This window comes from Paraburkholderia sp. D15 (assembly GCF_029910215.1).
GTDB lineage: Bacteria > Pseudomonadota > Gammaproteobacteria > Burkholderiales > Burkholderiaceae > Paraburkholderia.
This window is the reverse complement of the sequence record NZ_CP110395.1, coordinates 3,995,510-4,009,212: the sequence shown is the minus strand read 5'-3', so window position 1 is coordinate 4,009,212 and position 13,703 is coordinate 3,995,510. Positions and strand designations below refer to the sequence as shown.

General features: G+C 64.7%; 13 protein-coding genes. 5 read left to right on the top strand and 8 right to left on the bottom strand.

What is annotated here, in order from left to right:
• Positions 1–96 precede the first annotated feature (96 nt).
• Positions 97–1,191: a redox-regulated ATPase YchF gene (gene ychF, locus LFL96_RS17405; protein ID WP_280996448.1), complete on the bottom strand. Its 1,095-nt coding sequence runs from the start codon at positions 1,189–1,191 to the stop codon at positions 97–99.
• Between the two features lie 388 nt (positions 1,192–1,579).
• On the opposite strand from ychF, the gene LFL96_RS17400 reads away from it, so the two are divergent.
• From LFL96_RS17400 to LFL96_RS17380, 5 genes are all read left to right on the top strand, one after another.
• Positions 1,580–1,945 carry a hypothetical protein gene (locus tag LFL96_RS17400; RefSeq protein WP_280996447.1) on the top strand — a complete coding sequence of 122 codons (366 nt, stop codon included), beginning with the start codon at positions 1,580–1,582 and terminating at the stop codon, positions 1,943–1,945.
• Positions 1,946–2,101: 156 nt separating this feature from the next.
• A complete protein-coding gene (locus tag LFL96_RS17395; RefSeq protein WP_280996446.1) occupies positions 2,102–3,274 on the top strand; it encodes a UbiH/UbiF family hydroxylase in 1,173 nt (390 codons plus the stop codon).
• Between the two features lie 179 nt (positions 3,275–3,453).
• Complete coding sequence (locus LFL96_RS17390) at positions 3,454–4,179, top strand: DsbC family protein (RefSeq protein ID WP_280996445.1); 726 nt, start codon at positions 3,454–3,456, stop codon at positions 4,177–4,179.
• 147 nt (positions 4,180–4,326) lie between these two features.
• Entirely contained in the window at positions 4,327–6,117 is a 1,791-nt protein-coding gene (locus tag LFL96_RS17385; RefSeq protein WP_280996444.1) for a PDZ domain-containing protein, read from the top strand.
• 154 nt (positions 6,118–6,271) lie between these two features.
• A complete protein-coding gene (locus LFL96_RS17380) occupies positions 6,272–6,868 on the top strand; it encodes an NAD(P)H-dependent oxidoreductase (protein WP_280996443.1) in 597 nt (198 codons plus the stop codon).
• Positions 6,869–7,069: 201 nt separating this feature from the next.
• On the opposite strand, the gene LFL96_RS17375 is transcribed toward LFL96_RS17380, so the two are convergent.
• From LFL96_RS17375 to LFL96_RS17345, 7 genes are all read right to left on the bottom strand, one after another.
• Positions 7,070–7,906, bottom strand: coding sequence for a uracil-DNA glycosylase (locus LFL96_RS17375; RefSeq protein ID WP_280996442.1), 837 nt, complete (start codon positions 7,904–7,906; stop codon positions 7,070–7,072).
• A 63-nt stretch (positions 7,907–7,969) separates the two neighbouring features.
• Positions 7,970–8,596: a CYTH domain-containing protein gene (locus tag LFL96_RS17370; protein ID WP_280996441.1), complete on the bottom strand. Its 627-nt coding sequence runs from the start codon at positions 8,594–8,596 to the stop codon at positions 7,970–7,972.
• Positions 8,597–8,635: 39 nt separating this feature from the next.
• Positions 8,636–9,421 carry an indole-3-glycerol phosphate synthase TrpC gene (gene trpC / locus LFL96_RS17365; protein ID WP_280996440.1) on the bottom strand — a complete coding sequence of 262 codons (786 nt, stop codon included), beginning with the start codon at positions 9,419–9,421 and terminating at the stop codon, positions 8,636–8,638.
• A gap of 18 nt (positions 9,422–9,439) precedes the next feature.
• The gene (gene trpD, locus LFL96_RS17360) at positions 9,440–10,471 is read right to left on the bottom strand and encodes an anthranilate phosphoribosyltransferase (RefSeq protein ID WP_280996439.1); all 1,032 of its coding nucleotides are present in this window, start codon (positions 10,469–10,471) and stop codon (positions 9,440–9,442) included.
• 15 nt (positions 10,472–10,486) lie between these two features.
• Positions 10,487–11,089 (bottom strand): aminodeoxychorismate/anthranilate synthase component II, encoded by a 603-nt coding sequence (locus tag LFL96_RS17355; RefSeq protein ID WP_280996438.1) that lies wholly within the window; start codon positions 11,087–11,089, stop codon positions 10,487–10,489.
• A 13-nt stretch (positions 11,090–11,102) separates the two neighbouring features.
• Positions 11,103–12,596 (bottom strand): anthranilate synthase component I, encoded by a 1,494-nt coding sequence (trpE, locus tag LFL96_RS17350; protein ID WP_280996437.1) that lies wholly within the window; start codon positions 12,594–12,596, stop codon positions 11,103–11,105.
• Positions 12,597–12,971: 375 nt separating this feature from the next.
• The gene (locus tag LFL96_RS17345; RefSeq protein ID WP_280996436.1) at positions 12,972–13,688 is read right to left on the bottom strand and encodes a phosphoglycolate phosphatase; all 717 of its coding nucleotides are present in this window, start codon (positions 13,686–13,688) and stop codon (positions 12,972–12,974) included.
• Positions 13,689–13,703 lie beyond the last annotated feature (15 nt).

Here is a 13,703-nt window from a genome sequence, read left to right as displayed (position 1 = left end):
TCCGGCCAGAGTCCAGATTGAAAAAAAGCCCGCTATAAAACGGGCTTTTCGCTGCGGGGCGGATTGTCTCGATGAACCCGACCGGATGGCGGATGCTTAGACGTTGAACAGGAAGTTCATCACATCCCCGTCGTGCACGACGTATTCCTTACCTTCCGCGCGCATCTTCCCGGCTTCCTTCGCGCCTTGCTCGCCCTTGTAGGTGATGTAGTCGTTGTACGCGATAGTCTGCGCGCGAATAAACCCGCGCTCGAAGTCCGTGTGGATCGCGCCCGCCGCCTGCGGCGCGGTATCGCCGATATGAATCGTCCACGCGCGCACTTCCTTCACGCCCGCCGTGAAATACGTCTGCAAGCCCAGCAGCTTGAAACCCGCGCGAATCACGCGGTTCAGGCCCGGCTCTTCCATGCCCATGTCGGCCAGGAACACTTCCATGTCCGCTTCGTCGAGGTCGGCGATTTCCGCTTCGATCGCCGCGCACACCGCCACCACCGGCGCGTTTTCCGCTGCCGCGAATTTCGCCACCGCGTCCAGGTGCGGGTTGTTCTCGAAGCCGTCGTCCTTCACGTTCGCGACGTACATGGTCGGCTTCGCGGTGATCAGGCAGAACGGCTTGAGCGTGGCTTTTTCTTCGTCCGTGAGATCCAGCGCGCGCACCGGCTTGGCCTGGTCGAGCTGCACGCGGACCTTTTCGAGCACCGCCGCATTTTTCGCGGCTTCCTTGTCGTTGCCCGACTTGGCTGCCTTCGAATAGCGCGTCAGCGCCTTTTCGACCGTCGCGAGGTCGGCCAGCGCCAGTTCCGTGTTGATCACTTCGATGTCCGACAGCGGATCGACCTTGTTCGCGACGTGAATCACGTTGTCGTCCTCGAAACAGCGCACCACGTGCGTGATCGCGTCCGTCTCGCGGATGTTCGCGAGGAACTGGTTGCCGAGGCCTTCGCCCTTGCTCGCACCGGCCACCAGACCGGCGATGTCGACGAATTCCACCACCGCCGGCAGGATGCGCTCCGGCTTGACGATCTCGGCGAGCGCCTTCAGACGCGCGTCCGGCACCTCGACGACACCGACATTCGGCTCGATCGTGCAGAACGGGTAGTTTTCCGCCGCGATGCCCGCCTTGGTCAGCGCGTTGAACAGGGTGGACTTGCCGACGTTAGGCAGGCCGACGATGCCGCATTTGAGGCTCATGGAAATCCTTCAGTGAATCATTAAGTTGGCGTGATGCGCTCGACGCTGTGTGCAGGATTCGAAAAACCTCGAGCCTTCGCAGTGAGCGAGGCGGCGGACCGCAGCGGAGCGGGACAGGACGCAGGATCGGGGCGGAGCCTCGACGATTCCGGGCGCGTCCCGTCACGGAAAGCGCAATTGTAACCCGTCCGGATCGGCTTCTTATCGGGTTGCCGCCGGGTTCCTGTCGCGTTCTGGAGCCGGACGCGGCAAACCGGACGTCGCCCGATGCCATGGCGCGCAGCGAGGAATCGGCACGCAACGCAAGGCTCCATGCGTCCCGGATCAATGATCCGACTAATGTAGGATGGTTCTTCAGGGCCGCCAGAGCCCTTTCCGAGGAGGGACCATGACAATAACAAAATGGCTGGGATGGGCCGTGGGCATTGGCGTCGCGGGTGCCGTGACCGTCGCGCTGGTGCCCGATTACGACGAAGCGCGCGCCGGCACCGACCGGCAGACGATCGACTGCATGTCGAGCCAGCTCACGCTCGACGACAAACGCCGCATCGCCGGCTTCGCCGATGCCAACGACTTCGACTCGCTCTGGCGCGTCTACGACCGCGTCTTTCCCGACTGCATGGTGCGCAGCGACCAGCGCGACCGGAAAGCGAATCTCGAATCGAGCGCATGGCAACTGCTGTCGTCCGACAGCGACTTTCTGCGGCTGCGCGAGTCCCATGCGGCACACGCCGCGCAAGGCCAGTCGCAGTAGCGCACGCCCCGCGCAATTCGCGGGAATTCGCGGCAATTCGCACGAACACGCCGCGCGTGGCACGGCGCGCGTGGCAATCGGCACGGACCTTGTCCCCGGCCAATATGCCGTGTGCGCCGATCCGTCCCTTGCAACCCCCGCAGCTATAATGCGCGCATGAACGCACACCACCAGACCTTTGATGTCGCCGTGATCGGCGGCGGGCTCGTCGGCAAGACCGCGGCGTTGGCGTTGACCCAGGGCGGACTGCGCGTGGCGCTGCTCGCGCAACCGTGCGCGGCGCTGCCCGCCGGCGCCGTGTTCGACTCGCGGGTCTACGCGCTGTCGTCGAGTTCGCAGGCGCTGCTCGAACGCCTGCGGGTCTGGCAGGCGCTCGATCTGGCGCGGCTCGGGCCGGTGTACGACATGCGCGTCTACGGCGATGCGCACGCCGAACTGCACTTCTCCGCGTTTCAGGCGTCGGTGCCGCAACTGGCGTGGATCGTCGAGTCGGCGGTGATCGAACGCGCGCTGGATGCCGCGTTGCGCTTCCAGCCGAACCTCACGTGGATCGACACGCGCGCGCAGGCGCTGGACTTCACCGCCGACAGCGCCAGCGTCGGTCTCGCGAACGGCAACGTGCTCGACGCGGATCTGGTGGTCGGCGCGGACGGCGCGCATTCATGGGTGCGCGCGCAGATCAACTCGAAGATGCAGCGTCGCGACTACCGGCAGACCGGCGTGGTGGCGAACTTCAAGGCGGAAAAGCCGCACGGCGAAACCGCATACCAATGGTTCAAGGACGGCGAAATCGTCGCGCTGCTGCCGATGCCGGACGGTCACGTGTCGCTGGTCTGGTCGGCGCGCACGGAACACGCGGAGCAACTGGTCGCGCTCGATCCGGCGCAACTCGCCGCCGAAGTGGAGCGCGTGACCGGCGGCCAGTTCGGCGCGCTCGAATGCGTGACGCCCGCGCAAGGCTTCCCGCTCGCGCTGCAGACGGTGGATCGCCTGGTGGCACCGCGCGTCGCGCTGGTCGGCGATGCCGCGCATCTGATCCATCCGCTGGCGGGGCAGGGCATGAATCTCGGTTTGCGCGACGTCGCGGCGCTGGCCGACACCGTCGCGGGCAAGGAAGCGTTCCGCGATCTCGGCGACATGGTGCTGCTGCGCCGCTACGAACGCGCGCGTCGCGAAGACATCCGCGCGCTGATGATCGCCACCGACGGTCTGCAGAAACTCTTCGCCGCACCCGGCCCGTTCGCCAAGGCACTGCGCAACACCGGCATGGCGTTCGTCGGCGCGCAGCCGTTCATCAAGCGCTGGCTGGTGTCGGCCGCGCTGGGCTAGGTTGCGTCACCCGGTGCGTACGCTTCGCCCCCACTGACGTGCCGCCCGGCCCGCCGACGCCGGCGAGACGGGTATCATGAGCGGATCGGCGCCGGTCGGGTCAGATCGTGACCGTCGCCAAGGCGCCTGCGGGCGCCCTCGTCAAACGCGCGATTCGCGCGACAGAACAGGACTTCAGCATGAAAAAGACCTTCCGCATGGCGGCCGCCGCGTTCGCGATCGCCGCTTTCACGCTCGGCTGCTCCGCGCAGGCCGACCAGACCACCGACAAGATCAAGGCCACGCTGCAAACGCGCCTGGCCGACGTGACGATCAAGAGCGTGTCGAAGACGCCGATCGCCGGCATCTACGAGGTGAACCTCGGCTCGCAGATCGTCTATAGCGACGCGAACGGCGACTACTTGCTGCTCGGCGACATGGTCGACGCGAAGACCCGCAAGAATCTGACCGAAGCGCGCCTGTCGGAAACCAACCGCATCGATTTCGCGAGCCTGCCGTTCGCGAACGCGGTGAAGGTCGTGAAGGGCAACGGCGCGCGCAAGATCGCCGTGTTCTCCGATCCGAACTGCCCGTACTGCAAGCAGCTCGAAACCACGCTGAAGTCGATGGACAACGTGACGGTCTACACCTTCCTGTACCCGGTGTTGTCGCCGGATTCGACCGTCAAGTCGAAGTCGATCTGGTGCTCGGCGGATCGCGCCAAGGCGTGGGAATCGTGGATGCAGGACCATCAGGCGCCGACCGCCGCCGGCACCTGCGACACCGCCGCGATCGACAAGAACCTCGCGCTCGGCCACGCAATGAACGTGGACGGCACGCCCACGGTGTTCCTCGCCGACGGCCGCCGCCTGCCGGGCGCCGTGCCGGCCGACCGGCTGGACAAGGAAATGTCCGCGGTGCATTGAGCTGGCTGACGACGGCAGCACGCGTCATCTAACGCGCGTCACGCAACACACGTCATCGGTCGGAAAGGAGGCGCGCAGTGCGCCTCCTTTCACATCCAGCCTTAAAATCTTCGCCTCACCTCTCCCTCATCTCTCCCAAGCCCGCCGATGAAGCCGATCCGCTACACCATCGTTCCGAAGCAACCCGCCGCCCATCTGTTCGAAGTCACCGTGACCGTCGCCGATCCCGATCCGGCGGGGCAGCGCTTCATGCTGCCGGTGTGGATTCCGGGCAGCTACATGGTGCGCGAGTTCGCGCGCAACATCGTCACGCTGCGCGCGGTCAACGACGCGGGCCGCAAGGTACGTGTCGAAAAGACCGACAAGCACACGTGGCAGGCCGCGCCCGTAAAAGGCGCGCTCACGTTGCGCTACGAGGTGTACGCGTGGGATCTGTCGGTGCGCGCCGCGCATCTGGACGACACCACCGGTTTCTTCAACGGCACCAGCGTGTTCCTCGCGCCGCTCGGCCACGAGGAAGCGCAATGCGTGGTCGATATCCAGAAGCCGGACGGCTCGGCGTACCGTAACTGGCGCGTCGCCACCGCGTTGCCGGAAGCGCGCGGCACCAAGCGCTACGGCTTCGGCGAATACCGCGCGCAGAACTACGACGAACTGATCGATCATCCGGTCACGCTGGGCGAGTTCGCGCTGGCGACGTTCAACGCGCACGGCGTGCCGCACGACATCGTGATTGCCGGCCGCGTGGTCGGGCTGGATATGACGCGTCTTTCCGCCGACCTGAAGCGCATCTGCGAAACGCAGATCGCGTTGTTCGAGCCGAAGTCGAAGAAGGCGCCGATGGACCGCTACGTCTTCATGACCCAGGCGGTCACCGACGGCTACGGCGGCCTGGAGCACCGCGCTTCGACCGCGCTGATCTGCAATCGCGGCGATCTGCCGGTGGTGGGCCGCGACGCGATGAACGAGGGCTACCGGACCTACCTCGGCCTGTGCAGCCACGAATACTTCCACACGTGGAACGTGAAGCGCATCAAACCGGCGGTGTTCGCGCCGTACGACCTGAACGTCGAGAACTACACGTCGCTGCTTTGGCTGTTCGAGGGCTTCACGTCGTACTACGACGATCTGATCCTCGTGCGCAGCGGTCTGATTTCGCCGGACGACTATCTCGGCATGCTCGGCAAGGTGGTCGGCGGTGTGCTGCGCGGTAGCGGCCGCCTGAAGCAAAGCGTCGCCGAAAGCTCGTTCGACGCGTGGGTCAAATACTATCGGCAGGATGAAAACGCGCCGAACGCGATCGTCAGCTATTACACGAAGGGATCGCTGGTCGCGCTCGCGTTCGACCTGACGATCCGCGCGCAAACCGACAACCGCAAATCGCTCGACGACGTGATGCGTCTGTTGTGGAAGCGTTTCGGCCGCGACTTCTATCGCGGCAAGCCGGTCGGCGTCGAGGAAAGCGAGGTCGAGGCGCTGTTCGCCGAAGCGACCGGCGCGCAACTCGGCGAGTTGTTCGCGCAAGCCGTGCATGGCACGCGCGATCTGCCGCTCGAAACGTTGTTCGCACCGTTCGGCGTTGCGATGGCGCCAGAACTCGACAAGAACGCGAGGCCGTCGCTCGGCGCGCGTTTGCGCGGCGGCGCGGATTGCGTGCTGGCGGCGGTGCACGAAGGCAGCGCCGCGCAGAAAGCCGGTCTGTCGGCCGGCGACGTGCTGATCGCGCTCGACGGCCTGCGCGTGACCGGTGGGAATCTGGATGGCCTGCTGGCCCGCTACCAGCCGGGCGCGAAAGTGGAGATCCACGCTTTCCGCCGCGACGAGTTGCGTACGGTGCAGCTCAAGCTCGACGGCCCGGAAGCCGCGCGCTACAAGCTCGCCGTCACCGACAAGCGGCCCGCCACGCGCAAAGCCCGCGAGCGCTGGCTGGCAAGCTGATTGTAAGTCGGGCCGTCGTTAATCGACGGCCCGTGCCGGCGGATTGTTCTACCAGTGCAACAATCCTTCGCTGGCGCACGGCTTTTTCCCCGCCCGGTAAAAAAACACAATGACTCCACTCGCGCTACACAGCGCGCCCCAACTGGAGTCAACCATGACCACGATCCTGCAAATCAACTCGGCGGCCCGCTCGCAAGGCGCGAACTCGACGCTTCTCGTCAACGAACTGACCACCAAGCTGCAACAGTCGAATCCGGGCGCGCAAGTCGTCGTCCGCAATCTGCAAGCCGAACCGCTGCCGCATCTGGACGACGCCGTCCTTGGCGCGTTCTTCACGCCGGCTGATCAACGCACCGCCGAGCAAGCCGCGATCGCCGCGCGCAGCGACGCGCTGGTCGCCGAACTGCAAGCCGCCGACGTCATCGTGATCGGCGCGCCGATGTACAACTTCGGCATCTCGTCGCAACTCAAGACGTACTTCGATTTCATCGCTCGCGCCGGCGTCACGTTCCGCTATACCGCGAACGGCCCGGAAGGTCTCGTGACCGGCAAGAAGGTGTACGTCGTGTCGGCACGCGGCGGCAAGTATCTGGGCACGCCGAACGACAGCCAGACGCCGTATCTGAAGACGTTCCTCGGCTTCCTCGGCATGACCGACGTGAACTTCATCTACGCCGAAGGCCTGAACATGGGTCCGGACGCAGCAGGCGCCGCACTCGCGTCGGCTCGCGAAGCGATTGCCGCTGCGTAATACGCAATGCGTAAGCGAATCTGACTCGCCGGTTTCCCGCCGCGAGTTCGCTTTGCGGGTTTGATCCGCGCCGCTGGATGTGGCGGCGCGCTTCTAGCCGATTGCCGGCGATGCAAGGAAAAACGCCACGGGTTTTTTAAGCCCGTGGCGTTTTCTGTTTTCTGCCGCTGCGTTATGGATGCGTCGTTACCATGTTGCCGCTTACGCCAGCATCTGCGCTTCGTCCGGCAGCCGCCAGTCGATCGGCTCGCGGCCGTGCTGCGTCAGATAGTCGTTCGCTTTCGCGAAATGCCCGCAGCCGAGGAAGCCGCGATGCGCGGACAGCGGCGACGGATGCGGCGCCTCCAGCACGTAATGCGATTTGCCGCCGAGCAGCGCGCGCTTCGCCTGCGCGTGCGCGCCCCACAGCATGAACACGAGGCCGTCGTGACGCATCGCCAGTTCGTGGATCAGTGTGTCCGTGCATTTTTCCCAGCCGCGTTTCGCGTGGCTCGCGGCGGCATCGCGTTCGACGGTCAGCACCGTGTTCAACAGCAGCACGCCCTGTTTGGCCCACGTGTCGAGACAGCCGTGACGCGGCGTTTCGTGACCGAGGCTCGCGGCGATTTCCTTGAAGATATTGCGCAGCGACGGCGGCGTGCGCACGTTCGGCGCCACGGAAAACGCGAGACCGTGGGCTTGCGGCGTGCCGCGGTCTTCGCCGTGATACGGGTCTTGACCGAGGATCACGACTTTCACGTCGTCGGGGCTGGTCAGACGCAGCGCGCGGAAGACATCGGCGGGATAAACGGTTTTGCCGGCCGCGCGTTCGCCGTCGACGAAACGGCACAGCGGCGCGTATGCGTCGCTGTCGATGAACGGTTTCAGATGCGCGCGCCACGCCGGGGGCAGGGCGGCAAATTGCGCTTCGAGGCTCGGCGGCGCGCTGGCGGCCGGCGACGCAGTTACATGCTGCGCCTCGTCAGTCGATGAAGACGCGGTGTCGCCGAACAGGGAAGCCTGCGGCGAACTGGAACGGGTACGGGATGCGGAGGTCATGGCGGGGAAGTGTCGCAGCAAACGCGCCGCGGCTCAAGGTGCGGCGGCGCGTTGAGAACCTGCTCAGCCGGCCCGCAACCGGTACCCGCGCTGCGCCTTGCTGACGTTATCCGGCGCAAGACCGGCGATCTGCTTACCGAGCTCCGCCGCCAGCGCGTTCAACGCCGCTTCATCCCCGGATTTCAGTTCGAGCTCGATTTCCGAAATCGGCGACCGGCGCGTGTCGCCGTTCACGTCGGCGAGCACATCGCCCTGATCGATCGCGGCTTCGATCACAGCACCGTCCAGTTCGACATTCCACAACGTGCGCGTGAAATCCGTGCGGAACAGCGCGATCAGGCCCGGCGACGCGTCGCGCAGCGCTTGCGCCGCGTCGGGCTCGTCGCACTCGCGCAGCAACGCGTCGATCTCCAGCTGTTCGCCGGCCACCGGCATTTCCCACTCGTGCCGGCTGTGCAACCCGTTCTGCGCCTCGCCGACTGTCTTGAAGGTCTGCAGCCAGCCGTCCGGCGTATGACGCAAACGCAGCGCGCTTTTCGAGCTGGCCAACGCCAGTTCCGGCGTGTCGAAGTAAATATTCGCTAGCTTGACCGCCTGCCCGTCACCGCCCGCGCGCGCGACGAACCACTGCGTCGCCGCCTTTACCTGCGAAGCCGGCAGCGCCAGCTTGATTTCGCGTTCCATGCCCATGACCTGCTCCGCTACGTATGCCGGTTGTGAAAGCCGCGCTCAGAAAAACATCCGCGCAAGTTCCACACCCGGTTCTTCCGCGCGCATGAACGCCTCGCCGACGAGGAACGTATGCACGTCCATCGCGCGCAGCCGGTCCACGTCGACACGCGACAGAATGCCCGACTCGGTGACGACGATGCGGTCGTCCGGAATCGCTTCGAGCATGCCGATGGTCGTGTCCAGCGACGTTTCGAAGGTACGCAGATTGCGGTTGTTGATGCCGATCAGCGGCGTCTTCAGCGTGAGCGCTTCCATCAGCTCGTTGCTGTCGTGCACTTCGACCAGCACGGCCAGACCGAGCGAATGCGCGAGCGCTTCGAGGTCCTGCATCTGCGAGGTTTCGAGCGCGGCGGCGATCAGCAGGATCGCGTCGGCGCCCATCGCGCGCGCTTCGACGATCTGATAAGGATCGACGATGAAGTCCTTGCGCAACACCGGCAACTGGCAGGCCGCGCGCGCTTCTTCCAGGTAAGCGACGCTGCCCTTGAAGAATTGCACGTCGGTCAGCACGGACAGACAGGCCGCGCCGTGCTGTTCATATGAACGGGCGATCTCGTCGGGTACGAAATGCTCGCGCAGCACGCCTTTCGACGGGCTCGCCTTCTTCACTTCCGCGATCACGGCGGCGAGACCCGCCGCGTGCTTCGCGCGCAGTGCGCCGACGAAATCGCGGAGGTCGCGCGACGCCGCTTCGAGGCGCAGTTCTTCGAGCGGCGCGCTTTGCTGCGCCGCGCGGACTTCTTCGCGTTTGACCGCGATGATTCGGTCGAGGATGTCGCTCATCAGTGTCTCGCTACGTGATTACTGCTTGAATTGCTGGGTGAAGCGGATCAGCGCGTCGACTTTCGCGCGCGCCTTGCCGCTGGCGATCGCTTCGCGCGCCAACGCGATGCCGTCCGCGATCGATGCCGCCACGTTCGCCGCATACAGCGCCGTGCCGGCGTTCAGCGTGACGATCTCGCGCGCGACGCCCGGCTTGTTGTCGAGCGCCTCGATCAGCATCGTTTTCGATTCCGCCGCGTCCGCTACTTTCAGTGTGCGGTTCGACACCATCTGCATGCCGAAGTCTTCCGGATGAATCTCGTACTCGTGAATCTGGCCGTCGCGCAGTTCGCCGACCTGGGTCGCCGCGCCGAGCGACACCTCGTCCATGCCGTCCATGCCGTACACCACCAGCACGTGCTTCGCGCCGAGGCGCTGCATCACGCGCACCTGAATCCCGACCAGGTCGGCGTGGAACACGCCCATCAACTGATTCGGCGCGCCGGCCGGATTGGTCAACGGCCCGAGAATATTGAACAGCGTGCGCACGCCGAGTTCGCGGCGCACCGGCGCGATGTTCTTCATCGCCGGATGATGGTTCGGCGCGAACATGAAGCCCATGCCGGTTTCCGCGATCGATGCGGCCACCTGGTCCGGCTGCAGATCGATATTCACGCCGAGCGCTTCGAGCACGTCCGCGCTGCCCGACTTGCTCGACACGCCCCGGCCGCCGTGTTTCGCGACTTTCGCGCCGGCCGCGGCGGCGACGAACATGGTGGCCGTGGAAATATTGAAGGTTTGCGAACCGTCGCCGCCGGTGCCGACGATATCGACGAAGTTCGAGTTGTCCTGCACGTCGACGTGCCGGGCAAATTCACGCATCACCGTGGCGGCCGCGGTGATTTCGCCGATGGTCTCTTTTTTGACGCGCAAGCCGGTGATGATCGCCGCCGACATCACCGGCGACAGTTCGCCGCGCATGATGAGGCGCATCAGATGCAGCATTTCGTCGTGGAAAATCTCGCGATGCTCGATGGTCCGCTGCAGCGCTTCCTGGGGCGTAATCGACATGATTTCGTGTCTCCTTCAGGCGCGTTGCGTGGCCGCACGGGCACCCGCGAGTTTCGACTGCTTCACGAAGTTTTCGAGCAGCGCGTGGCCGTGTTCCGACAGGATCGATTCCGGATGGAATTGCACGCCTTCCACCGCCAGTTCCCTGTGACGCACGCCCATGATCTCGCCGTCCTCGGTCCATGCCGATACTTCGAGGCAGTCGGGCAGCGATTCGCGTTCGATCGCGAGCGAGTGGTAGCGGGTCACGACGAAATGCTTCGGCAGGTCGGCGAACACACCCTTGCAATCGGTTTCGATCGTGCTGACCTTGCCGTGCATGATGGTCTGCGCGCGCACCACGCGACCGCCGAACGCCTCGCCGATCGCCTGATGGCCGAGGCAGACGCCGAGAATCGGCGTCTTGCCGGCGAATTCGCGCAGCACGTCGAGCGTGATGCCGGCGTGCTGCGGATTGCTCGGGCCGGGCGACAGGCAGATGCGCTCAGGGTTGAGCTTCGCGATGTCGTCGAGGGTGATTTCGTCGTTGCGATAGGTGCGCACGTCTTCGCCGAGTTCGCCGAAGTACTGCACCAGGTTGTAGGTGAACGAGTCGTAGTTGTCGATCATGAGCAGCATGGTGTGTCTCCGGTCAGAAGTCGCTATCGAGGCCGTCTTGAACCTGCTCGGCGGCGCGCAACACGGCGCGCGCCTTGTTCTCGGTCTCTTGCCATTCGGACTCGGGCACCGAATCCGCGACGACACCCGCTGCCGCCTGCACATACAGATTGCCGTTCGCGATCACGCCGGTGCGGATCGTGATGGCGAGGTCCATCTCGCCGGTGAACGACAGATAACCGACCGCGCCGCCGTACAGGCCGCGCTTGACGGGTTCGAGTTCGTCGATCAGTTCCATCGCGCGGACCTTCGGCGCGCCGGACAGCGTGCCGGCCGGGAAGGTGGCGCGCAGCACGTCGAAATTGGTGGTGCCGGGCTTCAGCTTGCCTTCGACCGAACTCACGATGTGCTGCACGTGCGAGTACTTCTCGATCACCATCTTGTCGGTCACGACCACTGAGCCGATCTGCGCGATGCGGCCGACGTCGTTGCGCGCGAGGTCGATCAGCATGACGTGCTCGGCGATTTCCTTCGGGTCGTTCAGCAGTTCGGTGGCGAGTTCGGCGTCGCGTTCCGGCGTGTTGCCGCGCGGACGCGTTCCCGCGAGCGGACGGATCGTCACGATGCGATCCTCGCCGCGCTTTTCCTGACGCACCAGAATTTCCGGCGACGCGCCCACCACGTGGAAGTCGCCGAAGTTGTAGTAGTACATGTACGGCGACGGATTCAACGAACGCAGCGCGCGATACAGCGACAGCGGATTGTCGCGATACGGCTTGGTCAGGCGCTGGCCGACCTGCACCTGCATCAGCTCGCCGGCCGCGATGTATTCCTTCGCCTTGCGCACGGCCGCGAGGTAATCGTCTTTGGCGAACTCGCGGTAGGTCTCGGTGCGCACGCTTGCCGACGTGACCGGCGGCTGCACGGTCGTGCGCAAACGCTGACGCAGTTCGCGCAGACGCTGCTTCGCCTTCGTATAAGCCTCCGGCTGCGTCGGATCGGAGTACACCACGAGGTAGAGCTTGCCGGCCAGGTTGTCGATCACCGCGACTTCTTCAGTCAGCAGCAACTGGATGTCGGGCAGATTCAGATCGTCCTGCGGCGCGGTGTGCGCGAGTTTCTTCTCGATGTAGCGCACCGCGTCGTAGCCGAAGTAGCCGGCCAGACCGCCCGCGAAGCGCGGCAGGCCGGGACGTTGCGCGACCTTGAAACGCCCCTGGAATTGCTGGATGAACTCGAGCGGATCGCCTTCGTGCGTTTCGACGACCTTGCCGTCGCGCACCACTTCCGACACGCCGTTGCGGGTGCGCAGCAGCGTGCGCGCCGGCAGGCCGATGAACGAGTAGCGGCCGAAACGCTCGCCGCCCACCACCGATTCCAGCAGGAACGAGTTGGCGCCGTTGCGTTCGCTCTGCGCGAGCTTCAGGTACAGCGACAGCGGCGTTTCGAGATCCGCCAGCGCTTCGGCGATCAGCGGAATGCGATTGAAACCCTCGTTGGCGAGGGACTGGAATTCGAGTTCGGTCATGTTCCGATCCTGTACGGTGATCCGGCGGCAGCGTGCGTCGGACAAAAGCGGGGCGTTGCGCGGCCGGTCAGGGTTCGTTCGACGGTTTCGACACGATGATGATACCGACCGGCGCGAGTTTCCCATCGACGCGTGCAAAGCGTTCCGGCGCGCAGCGGTCCGTTGAGGGTACACGCAGGCCGAATCGGTCGATGCAGCGAAACTGAATGATGGAAAAAACGCGTGAGCGCAGCGAAGCAAAAAAACGGTTGCCGAAGACGAACTTCAGCGTACCTCAGGCGAGGTTAGCGCGACCAGCGACGCCAGGGCCAGGCTCCCCGGTCGATGCTAATCAGACTCCGTTTTTTGTTCAGAAACATGAGGATGAAGGACTGTTCAAGTCGTGGATTGGTGTGCCGCGATCGCCTTGGCGGCGTCCAGCAGCGAGGCAACTATACCATCGGATTTTATTGTTTGTATAGCTTGCCCATGGTTGTAGCCATAGGGCACGGTGAGCGTCGCCATGCCCGCCGCGCGGCCTGCCAGCGCGTCGTTTTCCGAATCGCCGATCGCCACCGTGGCGCGCGGATCGACACCGAGCTGGGCCGCGGCGGTCAGCATCGGCAATGGATCCGGCTTCTTTTTCGCGAGGCTGTCGCCGCCCAGCACGACGCTGAAATAGTGTGCAAGGCCATATTGCCGCAGCAGTTCCAGCGCGAAGCGGTGCGGCTTGTTGGTTACGCAAGCGAGCTTGATACCGGCTTCCCGCAATGCCGCCAGACCGGTTTCCACGTCGGGATAGAGGCGCGTGTGCGTGCCGTTGATCTTCGCGTACTCGTCCTGATAGATCGCGAGCGCCTCGTCGAAGCGGTCTTGCGCGTGCTGCGCCTCGAAGCGAGGCGCGAGCACGCTGCGGATCAGATGCTCCGAACCCTTGCCGACATAACCGACCACTTCCTCGCGCGAGGTTTGCTGGGCGTCGAGTTGCGCGAGCATGCCGTTCAGGCCGGCGGTGAAATCGTCGGCGGTGTCGATCATCGTGCCGTCCAGGTCGATGATCGCGGCTTGCAGGCGCGGGCCAGTGAAGTGCGGCGCGGGATACGAGGCAGTCATGGGTGGCGGCGGTCT